General features: G+C 67.9%; 5 protein-coding genes. All 5 read left to right on the plus strand.

The features are described from left to right. Positions 1-339 precede the first annotated feature (339 nt). The 5 genes from EV216_RS17425 (at position 340) to EV216_RS17445 (ending at position 16,741) form a co-directional block, all read left to right on the plus strand. The gene (locus tag EV216_RS17425) at positions 340-1,422 is read left to right on the plus strand and encodes a tyrosine-type recombinase/integrase (protein ID WP_132697054.1); all 1,083 of its coding nucleotides are present in this window, start codon (positions 340-342) and stop codon (positions 1,420-1,422) included. Positions 1,423-2,091: 669 nt separating this feature from the next. Beyond that, positions 2,092-5,259, plus strand: coding sequence for a hypothetical protein (locus EV216_RS17430; protein WP_132697056.1), 3,168 nt, complete (start codon positions 2,092-2,094; stop codon positions 5,257-5,259). Next, complete coding sequence (locus EV216_RS17435) at positions 5,256-10,196, plus strand: DEAD/DEAH box helicase (protein ID WP_132697058.1); 4,941 nt, start codon at positions 5,256-5,258, stop codon at positions 10,194-10,196. The genes EV216_RS17430 and EV216_RS17435 overlap by 4 nt, the downstream gene beginning before the upstream one ends. Before the next feature lie 96 nt (positions 10,197-10,292). Then, positions 10,293-16,328, plus strand: a complete 6,036-nt coding sequence (locus EV216_RS17440) for an ATP-binding protein (RefSeq protein WP_132697060.1) — start codon at positions 10,293-10,295, stop codon at positions 16,326-16,328. A 155-nt stretch (positions 16,329-16,483) separates the two neighbouring features. Next, on the plus strand, positions 16,484-16,741 hold the full coding sequence (locus EV216_RS17445; protein ID WP_132697062.1) for a transposase: 258 nt from the start codon (positions 16,484-16,486) through the stop codon (positions 16,739-16,741). The last annotated feature ends 66 nt before the right edge of the window (positions 16,742-16,807 follow it).

The following is a 16,807-nucleotide window of genomic DNA, read 5'->3' on the forward strand; positions in this document are numbered from 1 at the left end:
CGATACGATCGGTGCCCGGAAACGTTCTTCTCTGCGATCATGCTCGCCGCAACCGTCTTGTTCTGGCTATGATCAAGAACGAGTCCTGAGCCTAGGAAAACTCCCGAATCTTTTTCCCGCTTTCATTTTTCCTCCCTGATCCCGTCCGGGTGAGCGGAGGAAATCGCAAGGGCACGCCACGACATCGGCGGAATCCCGGCGGGAAGAACTCCATCTCCGACACCCGATCTTGTGAAGGGAAAAAGGAAGCTTGGCGGTACTGCGCTCCGGAAAGGATTTTCGGTTGCAGGATTCTGGCCAATCTTCCCTGCAGAGCGAACTGCCCTGGAGGAAAACTTGGTGAACAGGAAGGTCTGGGCCCCTGTATGGTCCTCGGAAGCAAATGCGTGGGTCGTGGACTTCCGCGTGGAGGGAAAAAGAGTCAGGCGTCGCCTGCGTCTCCGCGACCCAAGTCTCAGGGAGGAGGCCAACGCGCTTGCCTACGCGCTCTACAGGGAGGCATGGGAAAAAGCGACGGCACCACGGCCTGAACCGAAACCGATCACCTTCAAGGAGGCGGCCCGGCTCTACGTGGAACAGGGAGGGGAAGAACGGTTCCTTCCGCGGATCGTGAAGTATTTCGGGCCAGACACTGCTGTCGCGGAGATTGATCACGTTCGCATGGCCGAAGCGGCCAGTGTGCTCTATCCGACTGCGAAGCCGGATACGATCCGCCGACAGCTGCGCGTCCCGATCAAGGCGGTGCAGAATTTTACCGCCGGAAAAAGGCGAGAGAAACACGAGGACAATCGCCGTCTTCGCTGGCTAACCCCCGAGGAGGCCGAAAGACTTCTGGCTGCGGCGGAAAATCCCGAGGCGGCCGGGCTTCGGGATCCCAACCGGGAGACATTGAGGAAGATCGCCTTCATGCTCGGGACCGGCGCGGGGCCCGGGGAAACCATGTCGCTGACAGCCGAGGGCTGGAATCCGGACACCCGGGAATGGTGGTTGCCGGGAACGAAGACCGTCTACAGGGCCCGCTTCGTTCGGCTGCCGACCCGGACGGTCGAACTCATCGGGAAAATCCCGGAGAGCGGACCGGCCTTTCCCGCGCCCAACGGACAACCTTACAAGTTCTCGAAAAATCGGGGCGGACAGATGGCCGCGGCCTTCAGGAAGGTACGGATTGCGGCCGGTCTGGACGACGCGGTGTGCGTTTATTCATGTCGCCATTCCTGGGCCACTTGGCACTTTTCCGCCACCCGAAATTGGGGGAAACTTCTCGACCAGGGGGGATGGAACCGTTCGGATACCGCGAACCGATACAGGAAGATCGCACCCTCGGACCTTCCTCGCAGGCTGCTTGCGCATGGCTGGGATTTCCGCGATGACGAGGGTGAACCGGTTCGGTTTGGGGAACTCGTGTCGGTGCGTCGCGAGTAGGGAAAACCCTGCTTCCATCTCGGAACAGACGGGGAGAAGAGGACGACCGTCTTCGGTTGATCGGGGCGGGATGCCGGTTGTTGCGTCCAGACCGGCAGAAGAAAGCTCTTGCCGTCGCGGGCGCCTCCGGAGGCGTTCGGGAAATCACTCTACTAACTCGGGAAACTTCCCGTTTGACCGTGGAGAAGGGGCCAGTTGAGATGTATGGAGTGTGGCGGTTTGTCGCGCCGCGAGCTTGGCAGAGACCCCTTGTCCACGCGACTCACGGTCGTCCGCACGCTTGAGCGGAACGCCGCACCAAGTGCCTTCACGTGGTGATTCGAAGTCCGGCCCTTGCTTTCCGTTCGCGGGCAGGTCGACATGCGGCGGCGCGGCCCGTCAGAGGTGGCATCGCAGGCCAGCCCTTTCTTGACCTTCGTGTAGTTGCAGCGCGAGCTCAAGCCTTGGGAAGCACCACGATCTGTGGAACGGCATGCAAGTTTGACCCCTATCTTGGGGTGATCGGCGTCCATGTTTGGATGCCCCCTTCGACGCAAGGATTTTCTGACCGTCTGATTGGGAGTCTTACGTCAGGCGTAGTGAACCGCGTAACGCACAACTTGAGCGCATCAGGAATCTGGCATATCTGTCTTTCTGTTTTTTACCTGTGTTTTCCAGAACGGAGGCGCATTGACCGAAGAGATCGAAGCAGCGCTCAGACCGCTCTGGGATTCGAAATCGGCGCCTCCTTTCCCCGCCCAGCTTCCACTTCCGGCGCGTGAGGCGGAATCGTATCTTGAAGCCGTCCGGACCCGCGTAAAGGGACGTGTGTGGGTAATGGCCCGGCTTTTCGAGACCGCACCCCTTCTCGCCGCCTGGGCAACGCTCCAGGGACTTGCACGCCACTATGTCGGGGCGGATCGATATGTCTATCCCCCGATTTCCCGAACCCTCGGGATAGATCTCTCTCCCGGCGAGGGACGCGAACGGTTCAAGTCCGGCTACCTCAAGGCGGTTCGCCACCTGGGGATCCATCCCAGGCATCCCTCCGATCCGACCTCCCTGTTCTTTGCTGCCGTCGGTGTACCCGATGCCGCCCTCGAGGAGCTTGCGCGGATCTTCCTGCTGCGGGCGCGGCGGCTCGGCCTTCCGGCCGACGAGGACCTCGCCGCCCGCCGGGCCTGGCAGCGCGCAGCCGTCGCCTTCGAGTTCGACGCCCGGCCCCGCATCCGGACCCCGCTCGCCGAGGACCGGACCGCCTATTACGCGGAGCTCTTCACGCTCTGGCGCAGCGGGCGGACGGCGCCCAACGCCTCGGCCGTCCTCTTCTTTGACGCGCTCGACCGCATGTCCCGGCTCACCGGGACGCGGAAATCCGACCTCACCCCGCCGCCCATCCTGTTCTGGGGGCAGAAGGGGCTGTCGGTACTCAACGACAATCCCGGCAGCCTGCAGACGGTCCGGTTCGGGCAAACCGAGCTCCGCCTTCCATCCGGACAGCCCATGGCAATTCCGGAGCCCTGGCCGGACAGCCTTACCTGGACGGCCGGGCAGCAGACCCGCGACATTCCCCTCTCGCCCCGGCCTGGCGAGTTGCTGGTCTTCGATCTCGGGACCGGCCGCCTCGCCTATCGCGGACCTTGCCCGGAGGGTCCGGTCGAGGTGCCGCCCGGCGATCTCATCCTGCTCTCGGCGGACGCGTTCGACGTGACGGGGCAGGGCGCCGACATCACGGTCCCGTTCTTCGGCTGCCATCTCTCCTACGCCCGGCTCGCCGACAGCGCGCTCTGCATCGCCTTCGGCAACGGCGCGGGCGCGACCCTCGCGCCCAGCGGCGAGATGGGTCTCACCATCGACGCGCCGGTGATCGGGCGCGCAGGAGCGCGACCGCTCTATGCCAGCTCGGGCAGGCTCGGGATCGTCTCCATCCCCACCGGGGCGCCCCAGGACCGCATTCTCAGGATCGCCCGGGACGGGCTGGTCCATTACCGGGTCGTCGCACTCGATGCCGAGGGGCGGGGCACGCTCGGGCTGGCCGAGGCCGGCTTCGCCGAGTCGGCTGCGCCCGGTCCCGTCCGCTTCTGCCTGCTCGCGCCCGGGGTCGCACCCGCGCCCGATGCAAGGGCGGAAACCAGCAGCCGCGTTCTTCTCTGGCCGGGCAGCGGCGCCTACGATCCGGAAAAACCCTTCGAGATGGATCACGTCCCCGGGAATTTCCGGCCGGAGAGGAGCCGGGGCGTCGAGGTCACCAAGACCCGCCTCTGGGTGTCGGCCATGGCCGACAGCGCCGAAACCATCCTGTGTTTCGACATGGACGGCAGCTCCGAGGATGTCCGGCTGCCCCATCGCACCACGCGGGTCTTCCACTACGCGCTGGCGGACAGGCACCATCATTTCCTGCCCGCGGGCAGTACCTTCCGGCTCGACGAGGACGTCCGCAACGACACGATCGTCATCCGGTCGGGATTGCGGGACGCCGATCTCCTGGCCTGCGGGCAGCGCATCCGCAGGCCCTTCCTCGCGCGCGACAGCTGGCCGCTCCCGGTCGGGGTCCTGGAAGAGCTTTTCCGGCAGGACGACCGGGTGCTTCTCGAGCGCCCCGATGGCAGCCGGCACATCCTGCTGCGGCTGGAAGAGGCCGGGCGGCGCGGGACGATAGAGATGCAGGCCACGGCGGACCGGATCGCGTTCCGCATCGAGACTGCCGGAGAGATCGATGCCATCGGGCTGGAGATCGAGGACGAGACCGGGGCGCGGGAGCGCTATGCCCATGCCCTGTCATCGGCGCCGGTCGATCACCCGATGCCGGCCTTCATCGAGATCCGGGAGAGCCCGGAGGCAGGGGTGGCGATCCTCGGAATCGGCACCGCCGCCCTCGCGGGGCGCTCGGGCCTGGTGAAGCTGACCCCGCTCTTCCGCGAGGCGGGCGACCGCGACATGAGCGTGTTCACCGATCGCTCGGGCCGCCATGTCGCGGGCTTTCTCGATCGCGAAACCGGCAGCGCCACGCCGGACCGGCTCGCCCGGGTCGGGCGCTGGGCCGCCACCCCCTGGCCCGACCGGATCGAAGACGATCTGCGCCGGGTGCTCCTGCCGCGCCTCGACGCGCTGGTGACCGCCTGCCGCCGCGGCGCGCTGCTGAGGCCGCTGCTCCCGGCCCTGGCCGCATTGCCCCTCGACCTCTCGGGCGAGGGCGATCTCGTCCCGCATGTCCCGCGCACCGAGATCTTCCGGATCTCCCCGGACATCCTCGAACGCAATCCCGCCGACCTCGCCGGGCTCGGCGGCGGGCTGGCGCCCGTCGCGCGGTTCGCCGCCGCGCGCACCGACCGCTACACCGGCGATCTTTCGGACTGGCTCGCCTTCATCCTGGAAGAGGATCCCGGCCCGGAAGCGGACCGGGCCGGCGCGCCCGGCCTCGATGCACCGGGATTGCGGGACGCGTTCAACGCCTACCGGCTGCGGCTCGATTCCACGGATCTCCCGGAACTCCTGGGGCGCGGCGCCACCGCCCGAGCGATCGGGGACGTGCTCGACACCTATAACGAGGAGGCCGGCCTGCTGTCCCATTTCGACAACGGGGCGCGGGGCGACGGGCGCGGGCTGCTCGTCGCCCTGCATCTCCACCGGCTCGCGCGGGCGGCGCGGCGGGCGGCAACGCGGGCGTTCCACGCGCGGATCGCCCGGCGCACCGGGCTGGACCGGGAGACGGCCGAACGCGTCTCCTCGCACCTGGTGCATGCCGCGCCCGAGCTCTGCGGATATTTCATTGCGCTCGAAGCCAGTATCGCCCAGCCTCCATACGGGGAGGATTGCCCCACAGGAACAGACATTCGTCAGATCGATTCAACGCCATGACAGAGCTCGACCCGAACCGCTTCGCCGCCGATCTCGGCACCCGGCTGTCTCGCTTCATCGCCACGTCCTCGCCGGTGAACGCCATCCGCGCCCCCGGCCTCGCAAGCCGGCTGCGCGATCTCGTCTCCTCCGCGGAGATCGTCAGGGGGCCGTTCCTCGAGACGTTGCCGGATTTCGAGAAGGGCCGGTCACTCCGCCAGCTCGCGGCCGAGGGTGTCCTGTCCGCCCGCTGGGAAGCCTTCAGCGATGCCCGGGTCTTCGACCGGCCGCTGCACGGCCACCAGGATGAGGCGCTGATGCGGCGGGACAATTACCTGGTAGCCACCGGCACCGGCTCGGGGAAGACCGAGGGGTTCCTCTATCCCCTGGTCGACGACCTGCTGCGCGATCCTGATCTCGACCGGCCGGGCGTCCGGGCGATCCTCGTCTACCCGCTCAACGCGCTCGCCAACGACCAGCTCCTTCGGATCGCGGGCCTCCTGTTTCGCGATCTCGGGGACCAGGGCATCACGCTCGGACGCTATACCGGGGCCGTGGCCTCCAACGCGACGCGGACCGAGGAGGCGGCGAAGCTGCGCGGCATGTCGAGCTTCGAGGACATCCTTCCCGGGATGGACGACATCCCCGCGAACTGGCTTCTCTCGCGCGAAGAGATGCGCAGCCGGCCGCCGCATGTCCTGATCACCAACTACGCGATGCTGGAGCACATCCTGCTGCTGCCGCGGAATCGGCCGCTGCTGCAGGACGCGCGGCTGAGATGGATCGTGCTCGACGAGATCCATACCTATACCGGTGCCCAGGCGATCGAGGTGGCCTTCCTGATGCGGCGGCTGAAGGCCCATCTCGGCATCGCCGATGGCCGCCTGCGCTGCGTCGGCACCTCGGCCTCGCTCGACCCCGACCGCAAGGCCGAGCTCGCCGGGTTCGCCGAGAACCTCTTCGGCGAGCCCTTCGCGGGCGAGGCCTCGATCATCACCTCCCGGCGCCAGCGTCATCCTGCGATCGCCGCCCGGCCTGACGCCTCCGGCCTGAGCCCCGCCGCCTGGGCGCAGGCTGGAGAGCTGGCGGCCTTCGTCCGGGCGGAGGCCGATCTCGGACGGCGGGTCGATCCCGAGACCTGGAACGAGGAGGCCGAGGATCTCGGGCTCGACGCGCTCCGCATCGACGGCGCGGCGCCCTCGCTCGGCGACGGCCTGATCCGGCGCCTGGGCGAGATCGAGGAGATCGCCCGGCTGACCGGGATCCTCGAGGAGGGTGCGATCCCCATGGACAGCGCAGCCGCCGAGCTGTTCCCGGAGGCCGGTCTGCCGGAAGCGCGCGCGGCGCTGGCCGGGCTGATCTCCGTCGGGGTCCTGGCAACCTCGCCGGACGGCGCCGCCTTCCCGCTGCTGCCGGCGCGCTACCACCTCGTCGCCTCCTCGGTCGAAACCGTGGGCGCAACCCTCTCGGCCGAGGCTCCGGAAAAGGTCGAAGATCTCGTCCTCGGGGCGGAAACCGGTCCCGACCACGCGAGCCCGGCCTTCCGCCTGATGGTCTGCCGCAATTGCGGAGAGCCCTATCTCGAAGCCTGGCAGGGCGAGACCGGCATCGCGCCGGTCCCCGAGCGCGGCCGGGTCCGGGTCGTCATGCGCCTTCTCGAGGGACCCGAGACCGACGAGGCCGGCGAGGGCAGGGCAGGGCCCGCGGATCCACCGCTGACGCGCTACATCGATCCGGCGACGGGACATTACGCGGGCGAGGACGACCCTTCCGCCGTGCTGCTGCACGAGCTCCCGCTCGAGGAGGATGCCGAGGAGGGGCGCGCCTATCTCAGGCGCTGCGCCGCCTGCGGTTTCAGCCCGCGCCTCCATGCCGAGCCGATCACCGGCATTCACCCCGGCGACGACGCCTTCGCGGCGGTCTCCTGCCAGGCGCTGCTCGAGAGCCTGCCGCCGGGGCCGCCGGGCCAGGACCGCCCGATGCAGGGGCGCAAGATCCTCACCTTCAGCGACAACCGCCAGGACGCCGCCTTCTACGCCCCCTTCTTCGAGCGCACCTCCCGCGAGCAGGCGATCCGCGGCGCGATGCTCGCGGCGCTGGAAGAAGGCGGCGAGACCGATATCGACAACCTCTGCACCGCGGTCCGGCGGCGCCTTGAGGAAACCGGGCTGCGCCTCTACCAGGGCGCGATCAATTCCGCCCCCGTCTCCGGCGAGGACGAGCGGCTCCGCCTCAAGGCGATGATCCTGGCCGAGATCACCTCGAACTCGGGCGTGCGCACCTCGCTCGAGGGGTTCGGGCTGCTCCATGTCACCTATGCCAATCTCGACCGCTTCATTCGGCGGGTGGAGCGCGCACTGCCCGATCCGCTCAAGCCCGCTTCGCGCGACCTGACGCTCTGGCTGATGAAGCAGGCCCGGCTGCAGCGCGCGATCTCCACCGCGAATTCCGGGGGCATCCGCCTCGACGACGCCTCGATCTGGACAGAGTATTACGCCCAGGAAAGCCGGGCGGTCTCCGACTACCCGGTGCCGCGCAGCCAGAACGTCATGAGCTACCTGCCGGCGCCGAACAACGAGAACCGCTTCACCGACCTGCTCGGCCGCATGGGCATAACGGATGACACCATGCGCCATGACATCCTGCGCGCCTTCTGGAGCCAGGTCGGGCGGGCGGGATCGCCCTTCGCGCCGCATCGCCGCGGGATGGGGCTCAAGGCCGATTCCAGCCTGCTGATCGGGCCGGGGCGGGATGTGCCTCTCTACCAATGCGACAGCTGCGGGGTGCGCACCCAGTTCGACACGGTCGGCATCTGCCAGTCGACCGGGTGTCGCGGCCGGATCCGGACCCTGTCGCCGGACCAGAGGGCGCGGCTCGACAGCGAGAACTACTACATCCGCCGGTACCGCGAACGGCCGGTGCTGGGGATCGCGCGCGAACACACGGCCGCGATCTCCACCGGGCTCCGGTCGCAGATCGAGGACCTGTTCAAGGATGGCGAGATCAACCTGCTGTCCTGCACGACGACGATGGAGATGGGCGTCGATCTCGGCGATCTCGAGGCGGTGTTCTGCAAGAACATCCCGCCCTCGATCGCGAATTACCAGCAGCGGTCGGGGCGGGCCGGTCGGCGGGCGCAGGTCGCGCCCATCGTGCTGACCGCCGCGCGCTCGGCGCGCTTCGACCAGGCCAAGTTCCCGACCTTCGGCGCCTATCTGCGCGAGCGGCCGCGGGTGCCTTATCTCTCGCTCGACAATGCCGGGTTCTTCCGGCGCCACCAGATCGCGACCTGTCTCTCGGGCTTCCTGGAACATCGCCTGGCCGGGGTGAGGCGCATGGGCGCACCGCGGCTCCGCGACATCTTCGGCGAGGTTCTCACCGAGGCGAACCGCACGCTCTTCGACCAGGATCTCGAGAGCTGGATCGCTTCGCCGTCCGGGCAGGCGCACCTGGCGCGGGCCGCCGGCCTTCGCGACCGCCTCCCGCCCGAGATCCGGGCGCTCGGCATCGGGTTCGACGAGGCAGCACTCGAAGCCGCGTTCCGCGACCGGGTCGGGTTCTTCGCCGACGCGATCTTCGAGCGCTGGATGCGGTTCCAGGACGAGATCAGCGCGCTCATCACCGAACTCCGGGATCTCGACGACACGGCGGCCGAGGCGCGCACGCGGCTGTCGCGCGCCATCGACATCCTGACCGCGAACCAGGCGCGCTTCATCGACCAGATGCTGGTCGACCAGCTCTCGCGGCGCGCGATCATCCCGACCTACAGCTTTCCTGTCCACTCGGTGAGCCTCGAGGTGGTGTCCTCGCAGCGCCAGACGCGGGACGCGGCCCTGATCGAGCTCAGCCGCGACGGGGCGATCGGGATCTCGGAATACGCCCCCGGCGCCGAAGTGGTCGCCGGCGGGCGGGTCTGGACCTCGGCCGGCATCGTCAAGCGCAACCGTTTCACCGGGGAGGAGACCTTCGTCGAGAAGACCCGGCTCCGGGTCTGCGAGACCTGCGGCTTTCCCCAGGTCACCTATCCCGACGACGACCCGATGCCGGAGTGCTCGCAATGCGGCGCGTCCTTCGAAGGCATGAACCGGCCGCGCGACACGATCCAGCCCACCGGCTTTCTGACCGATCTCAGGAACCATACCGGGCGCGACCCGGGGGCGGCGCGACTCAAGACGCGGGTCACCGACGAGGTGCGCCTGCTGACCCTTGCTCCGCGGCATGCCTACGAACCGACCGGCATCGACGGGATCCTGACCTTCCACGCCCCGGGCTCGAACGCGCCCGAGGAGCGGATCGGGCGCATCATCGTCGTCAACCGGGGGCCGCTCGGCGGGGGTTTCGCCTGGTGCGGCCGCTGCGAGGCGGCCCATCCCGTGCCCGCGATGCCGGGGACCAGCTGGCAACAGCGGACCGCCTTCCCGCCGCATCGCAACCCGCGAAGCGACCGCGATTGCGGCTTCGACGGCGAGGTCCGCCCGATCGATCTCTCGCATGTGTTCGAGACCGATGTGCGCAGCTTCCTGTTCGAGACCGCACATGTGGGCGCGGACGGCCTGCCGGTGTCGGTCGGCCCCGAGTTCATCCTCACCCTTGCCGAGGCGATGCGGCTCGCCGCGGCCGACGCGCTGGAGACCGATCCGCGCGACCTGCGCGCGCTCGCCCAGCGGCTCGGCGCCTCCCCGGTGGTCGTGATCTACGACGCGGTCTCCGGCGGGGCGGGCTATGCCACCCGGCTCGCGCGGGACGCGCGCTTCGGGATGGACGCGCTGCTGCTGGCCACCCGGCGCGTCCTGGATTGCCGCAATCCCAATTGCACCCGCTCCTGCACGCACTGCCTGAACGATTACTCGAACCAGAAGCACTGGGGCGATTTCGACCGCCGTCCCGTGCTTGCCTGGATCGACTTCCTTCTCGACCGGTCGGGAATTTCACGGTCGGAGACCGGGAGGGCCTCATGATCGGAAGAATTTTCGGCAAACACGCAAACGCCTGTATTGACAGGATATCGGGCACAGGGAATTACCGCATTGCCTGACAATCGGACAGGAAAAGCCATGGAAACGGATTTCGGCAGCATGTTTCTCGGGGGAGCCGGTGATTCCCTCCTGACGGGCATGACACTCGATCGACTCCTTTCTGCGCTGGAGACCAGTGATAATTTCGCCAACCTGCCGGCTCTTCCGCCCCGCATGCGCGCAGCCTGTCCCGACATTCTCGACTTCCTGAAGGACAGCGTCCGGATCCCGATTGCCCAGCGAAAAAATATCCAGATTGTCTTCGAGGCCTTTCTCGACCGAGAAGTGGATATCCGGAACAACGACGAATTCTTTACCGCTTTCCTCGACCTCCTCGAAACAAGCCCTCATTTCCTCCATGTCTTCATGTTCGCCGCCGCGCCAGCCACGGGACGCCACATCAAGAGATCGGTCCGGCGCGAGGAAGAATCCTTCCTCGTTTCGCTTTACGGCGCGTTCGCGCCGACGAAGCTGGCGATCAAAACCCATCCACTCTGCGACAGCATCCTGGAGAAGGCGCGCGGGGGCGGGCGAATGCTGGAACCCCGCGACATCATAGGCCTCTTCTTTCTCTACGCCCTCGATATCGGCGAACGCGACAGACAGGAGGTCCGCACGCTTGTCGTGCAGGCCGGGCTGTTCGCGGAGGACGATCTCGCGGAGGACATGCCGGAGGACACGGAAGCCTGGCCGCAGGCGGATATCGACGCGAGCTTCCGGGATATTCCGGATCATCCCGCGCGAGCCCTGCTGCGCATCGCGGGGGGCAAGATCACCGGATCCGAGGAGGAACGCGCCCATCTTGCCGATGCCCTTGCACATTTCACCGAGGTGTTCCGCTCCGGCGATGCGGTCTCCGGCAGCATGGGTATTCTTCTCCTCGCCACGGCAATCATCGACTGGAAGAACCTGCAGGACGAGCACAGGGACAACAGCGGTCTTGCCGGGCGCATCGAGGCGATCCTGGGCCCGTCCATGACCCGCCGCGTGGTGCCGGCAGGGACAGAGGATCGCCTCGAGGCCCTCTGCGCGGCGATCGAGAGCGCCGACAGCAATCTCGCGGCGGTGCCGGGTCGAATGACCGCGCACGAGGCCGATCTCGACGCGGCGCGGCAGGCGAAGGACTGGGCACTGCTCCAGGAGATCTCCGGGAAGATGGCCGGGCTCGACAAGGAGGCCGACCGGCTCCGGTCTGACCGGGACGCCGCGCTCGCGGAGATGCGCGAGCTGCTCGGGGACGGCGCAGGTGCAGGAGATGCGCCGGCGGGCGGGGCGGCGGACGAGATATCCGGGACGGCGGGGGCGGCAGGCAACACGATCCCGGACAGGGTGCCCGGCGGCGACACGGAGATACAGTCGGGCGAGGAAGTCGGGGAGTGCGCTCCGGAAGGCGTCCCGGAAGGCGGCGGAGCGGAGGCCGGGGCGGCGGGCGAAACGGCCATGCCCTCCCGGGAAGCGCTCGAGGCGGACCCGGCCGGGGAAGACCTGCCGGCGGGCGGGGGTGGATCGGAAGCGACGGAAAGCGCGACGGGCGGGGCGGATGCCGAGCCCGTCGCGATCCCCGAACCCGGACCGGGGGCGGGAAGCACGATCGCACCGAGCGTGCTGCGCGACATCGACGACACCTCCCTCGCCAGCGTCTTCGCGGAACTCGTGCGGGATGACCGGCTGGCGATCGCGGCACGGGCCGCCGGCGCGCTCGACCGTTTCGGGGTCGTGCCGGCGCTGCCCGAACAGAGTCTGCATCTCGCGGCGGCGGCGCGTATTCCCTTCGAATCCTACGACAGCTCGACGACACGCGTGCAGTCGCTGATGATCCCGGCCGAGCAGGCCGATGGCGACAATCCCCATGCCGGCGCGCTGATGCTCGGGGCGCTGCTGCGGCCGGCGGTGCTGGTGCCGGCGACCATGGCGCGCGAGACCATCGGACGGCTCAGCCTCGGCTCCTATGCCGCCAGCGTGGGCGATTTCGCCCAGGCGCTGGCCGAGGTCGATTTCTCCTTCAACCCGACGCTGCAGGATCTCGCGAAACTGTCCGGGCGGCCCGCCATGGCGCGGCGGCCGCGGGTCGAGAAGGCGCTCTTCGAGTGGATGGAAACCACGGCGATGCGCCAGGGGCCCTGTCAGCCCTCGACCGCGATCATCCACAAGTTCGTCAAGCCCTCCGGCGAATTCGGCGCGCTGATCCGGAAGATCCGCAACGGGGACGTGGCCAAGGCCGAGGCGGCCGCGCGCGAGGTCATCGCGCGGTTCGAGACCCAGGAGATGATCAATGCCCGGGTGCGCGAGATCAATCCCGGCAGCGGCACCCAGTACCAGAGCCGGTTCCCCACGATCACGATGCAGTACATCTACCGCCGGATGGGCGAGGGCCGTGACCTGCTGACCCAGTGGCTGGACGCTCTTGCCGAGGAGCGGGGTCGGCCGGGCGGCAATGCCGACCAGCAGAAGCGCATCGTGAGCCAGCTCGTCACCCGCGCGCGGGCGGCGCGGGAGGCGCTTTGCGCGCAGGGACGAGAAGCGGTCGGAGAGCCGCTCGAAGCCGCGATCTGCGCCTGGCTCGACGCCCGGTTCTCGGAATTCCTCGGCCTCCTCGAAGGCCATCTCCCCGCGATCTGGCCCGATTACGACTCCGCCGTGCATGACGAGCTCGATCTCCTGCCGATCCGGACCGGCGATGGCGAGGGGGTCGTCGATCGCTTCGATGAGGGCCTGATCGAATTCCTGTTGCGCAGGTCGGTCCCGGGCGCATTCCAGGCGATCGACGAGCATATCGAGGTCGGCGCCTTCCGCCGCGCGGCGCGGCTGCTGTCGCGCATCGAGGACGAGACCCTGCGCGAGGAGACCCGGGCCCGGATCGATGCCGTGCGCACCGGGCGCATCGATGAGACGCTCGAGGCCCTGCGCGTGGCGGCCCGCGCCCTGCGCGAGGTCGGCAAGATCGACCTCAGGCGACCGGAGGAGATCCAGCGCGAGATCAGCCGGCTCGACGCGATCGCCGAGAATCTCCGCGACGACCGCGAGATGAAGCTCGAGGCGCTCTCCACCAGCCCGGCCTCGAACCTGCCCTCCGATCTCGACGAGATCATGGAACTCGTCACGCGGACCCACGATCTCGTGCATGAGATCCGGCAGGATATCCTCGACGACCAGCGCCAGCGCCTGGAGGCGGCGCGCGAGGCCAAGCCGCAGATGGCCGCGGAGATCGACGCGCTGATCGCGCGCCTGCCGGAGATGACACTCGAGAATGCCGAGGACCAGATCGCGCATATCCGCGACGACCGCGCCGTCGGCCAGCTCTCGGTCGCACTGACGGGACCGTTCGAGGATTTCTTCCCGGGCTTCATCGAGGCCGCTGGCGAGGCCGACTGGCCCGGCGGCCTGCCCGAATACCGGGCGGCCTTCGCCGCGGGCGGGCCTCTGGCTGTCGAGGATGACCGTCGTGACGCGTCCGGCGATCTCATGGAGGCCTGGTTCGACCTTGCCCATGCCGTCGCGCTGGGCAATGCCACGGCCGCGCCGCTGAAGAACCTTCTCCAGTCGCTCTCCTTCCTCAATGTCGCGCCGCGCAAGGGGACGCAGATCCAGGGCCACAAGGCCTGGCGCCACGAGGTCAGCATGAACGTCTCCCAGTCCGGCGACTGGTTCTGTCCGCCGGTCTTCGGATCGCGCTCGGCCGATCACTACCAGGTGGTCGTGATGCACCCGTCCGTCCTTCTGGAGCAGATCCAGCCGGTGCTGAAGACCGATATCCCGACGCTCATTCTCGTCGCCGGACGTATGACCGTGGCGCGGCGACGCGACATGGCTCAGCGCCTGCGCGACACCGGCCTTCCCGCGCTGGTGATCGACGAGCTCACGGCAGCCTTCGTCGCGATCCGCAGCGAGGACCGGCTCGCGGTCCTGTTCGACTGCAGCCTGCCCTTCGGGCGGGTGGAGCCCTACATCACCGATGCCGGCAAGCTGCCGCGCGAGATGTTCTTCGGGCGCCGCGAGGAGATCGAGAAGATCGTCGGGCGGGATTCCGAGGGCATCCTCGTCTATGGCGGCCGCCAGCTCGGCAAGTCGGCACTGCTCGCTCAGGTCGAGGAACTCCACCACGACCCGAAGAACGGGCGGATCGTGATCCGCGAGGACGTGAAGTCGCTCGGCGGCGCGCGCCAGGCCGGCGAGATCTGGTCGATCATCGCCGACAAGCTGCGTCCGGACGGCGTCGTGGCGCAGAAGAGCAGCGGCCGCGACGCGGTGATCGCCGACATCAAGCGCTGGCTCATGGAGCGACCCGGCCGCCAGGTGCTCGTCCTGCTCGACGAGACCGACAGCTTCCTGGCCTACGAGGCCAAGAACGACTTCCCGAACCTGATGCATATCAAGGGGCTGATGGAGGATACCAACCGCGCCTTCAAGACGGTCTTCGCCGGGCTTCACCACGTCCAGCGGATGTTCAAGTCCTCCAACTCGCCGCTGGCGCATTTCGGGTCGGCGATCTGCGTGGGTCCGCTCAACAACACCCATGACGACCGGGAGGCCGCCTACCGCCTCGTGGTCGAGCCGATGCGCGCGGCGGGGTTCCGCTTCGCCGATGACAGCGCGCCCGACGAGATCCTGTCCTACGTGAACCACTACCCCTCGCTGGTGCAGGTCTATGCCAAGGAACTCCTGCGCCATCTCCACGCCCGGCGCGATTCCGCCCAGGGCGGGCCGCTCTGGGAGATCCCGCGGGACATTCTCTTCGAGGGGCAGGGTTTCGAGGCGATCCTGGCAGGGATCCGCAAGAAGTTCGGCTACACGCTCGATCTCGATCCGCGCTACAAGCTGATCGCCTATGTGCTCGGCTTCCTGAAATGGCAGGGCCAGGACGCGGAGGTTCTGCACGAGGGGCTCCAGGCGCGCGCGATCCTGGAGGCGACGGCCGAATACTGGCCCGACCAGCTCGAGCCGATCCCGCTCTCCGACATGCAGACGATCCTCGACGAGATGTTCGAGCTCGGCATCCTCGGCAAGATCGAGCACGACCACCTGCCGCCAACCTACTGCCTGCGCACCCGGCAGGTGGCCAACATGCTCGGCACCGAGAGCGAGATCACCGAGGAGCTGATCGCGCTCCAGGATGTCGAGCCGCCGCACGACTACAACCCGTCGACCAACCGCCGGGTCCTGCGCGGGGCGCGGGCGGCGATGCCATGGCGCGACGCGCGGCATTTTTCCCCGCTCACCGATGGCCAGCTCGCCCGGCTGTTGAAGGACCAGGGCGATCCGGGGGCGCGGGTGGTCGCGGGAACCCGGCTCCTCGGGTGCGAGACCGTTCCGGCCGCGATCCGGGATTACGCGGAGACGCTCGGCACGCCCCCGGGCGGGAAGCGCATCTCCGTCGAGATCGCCACGACCCAGAAGGATTATGCCGACAGGCTGCGCCAGGAACCGGGTACGCGTCGGGAGATGAAGGTCGTCGTCTTCCAGCCCGCGGCGACGGAGGTCGAGAAGGTACTGCACTTCACCGATGAGCGTGCCTCCGTCCGCTCCGGCAAGGTGCGCCCCATCCTGGTGCTCGACGCCGCGGTGCCGGCGCTGCGAGAAATCGCCATCACCCGCCGCGCCGAGGCCCTCCGCCCGTGGGGTACGGAGATGCTGCGCACCTATCTCGGGCTGATCGAGGAAATGCCTCTCGATCGCAAGGATATCCTCGATGCGATCCTGGACAGGACCGGCGGCATTCCCGCGCGCCTCATCGCCCTTGTCGCGGATCTTCGCAATGCCGACGATTTCCTGGAGCACCTCTCGGCCGTCCCGCCCGCGGATGTCTCGGAAGCGGACGGGTTCGACGCCGAGATGACCCGGGCCGCGCGCATCCTCGCCGAGGTTCTCGACCTGGCCGACAGGAGCGTTCCCGACGCCCAGGTCTACGATCTTGCCAACGAGGAAATCCTCGGGGCGACCGGCAAGGATCTTGTCTCGCTCGGACCCGATCTCGAGATGACCGGCATTCTCGACCGGTTCAATCCCGCGCAGCGCAGCTTCCGGATCACCCGGCTCGGGATGTTTCTCGCACAGGCCGCGTCCCGGGGGGTGGGCTAGCGTCCGCTGTTTGGGCCGGAGTCATCTCCGCGCAGGGCCGCATCGAAGATGACCTAGTCCGCGTACGTGTGTAAGCGGTGTTCTGCCCCCACCTTACTGTGATCTTGCGGTTCTGCGAGTCCGTCCCTGTTGTTTGGCATGGGTGGAGTTTCTCCATGGAGACTATGACGGAGTTTCTCAGTTCACTTGGCGTGGTGATCTACGAGGACGGGCGGCGGCGCTGGCCGGATGATGCGAAGGCGCGGGTTGTGGCGGAGACGCTGCTGCCGGGGGCGACGGTGAATTCCGTGGCCGCGAAGTATGAGCTGCGTCCGAACCACGTGTCGGAATGGCGGCGCCTGGCCCGCGACGGGAAGCTTGTGTTGCCAGCCCTTGATGACGAACGTAACCGCCCGGTTGATACCGCGGTTTAGGCGGCCTCTGCCTGCGGGGCAGCCATCGGCGCCCAGTTCCAAGGCATCAGTTCGTCGAGCTTGTTG

Source organism: Rhodovulum steppense (genome assembly GCF_004339675.1).
Lineage (GTDB): Bacteria > Pseudomonadota > Alphaproteobacteria > Rhodobacterales > Rhodobacteraceae > Rhodovulum > Rhodovulum steppense.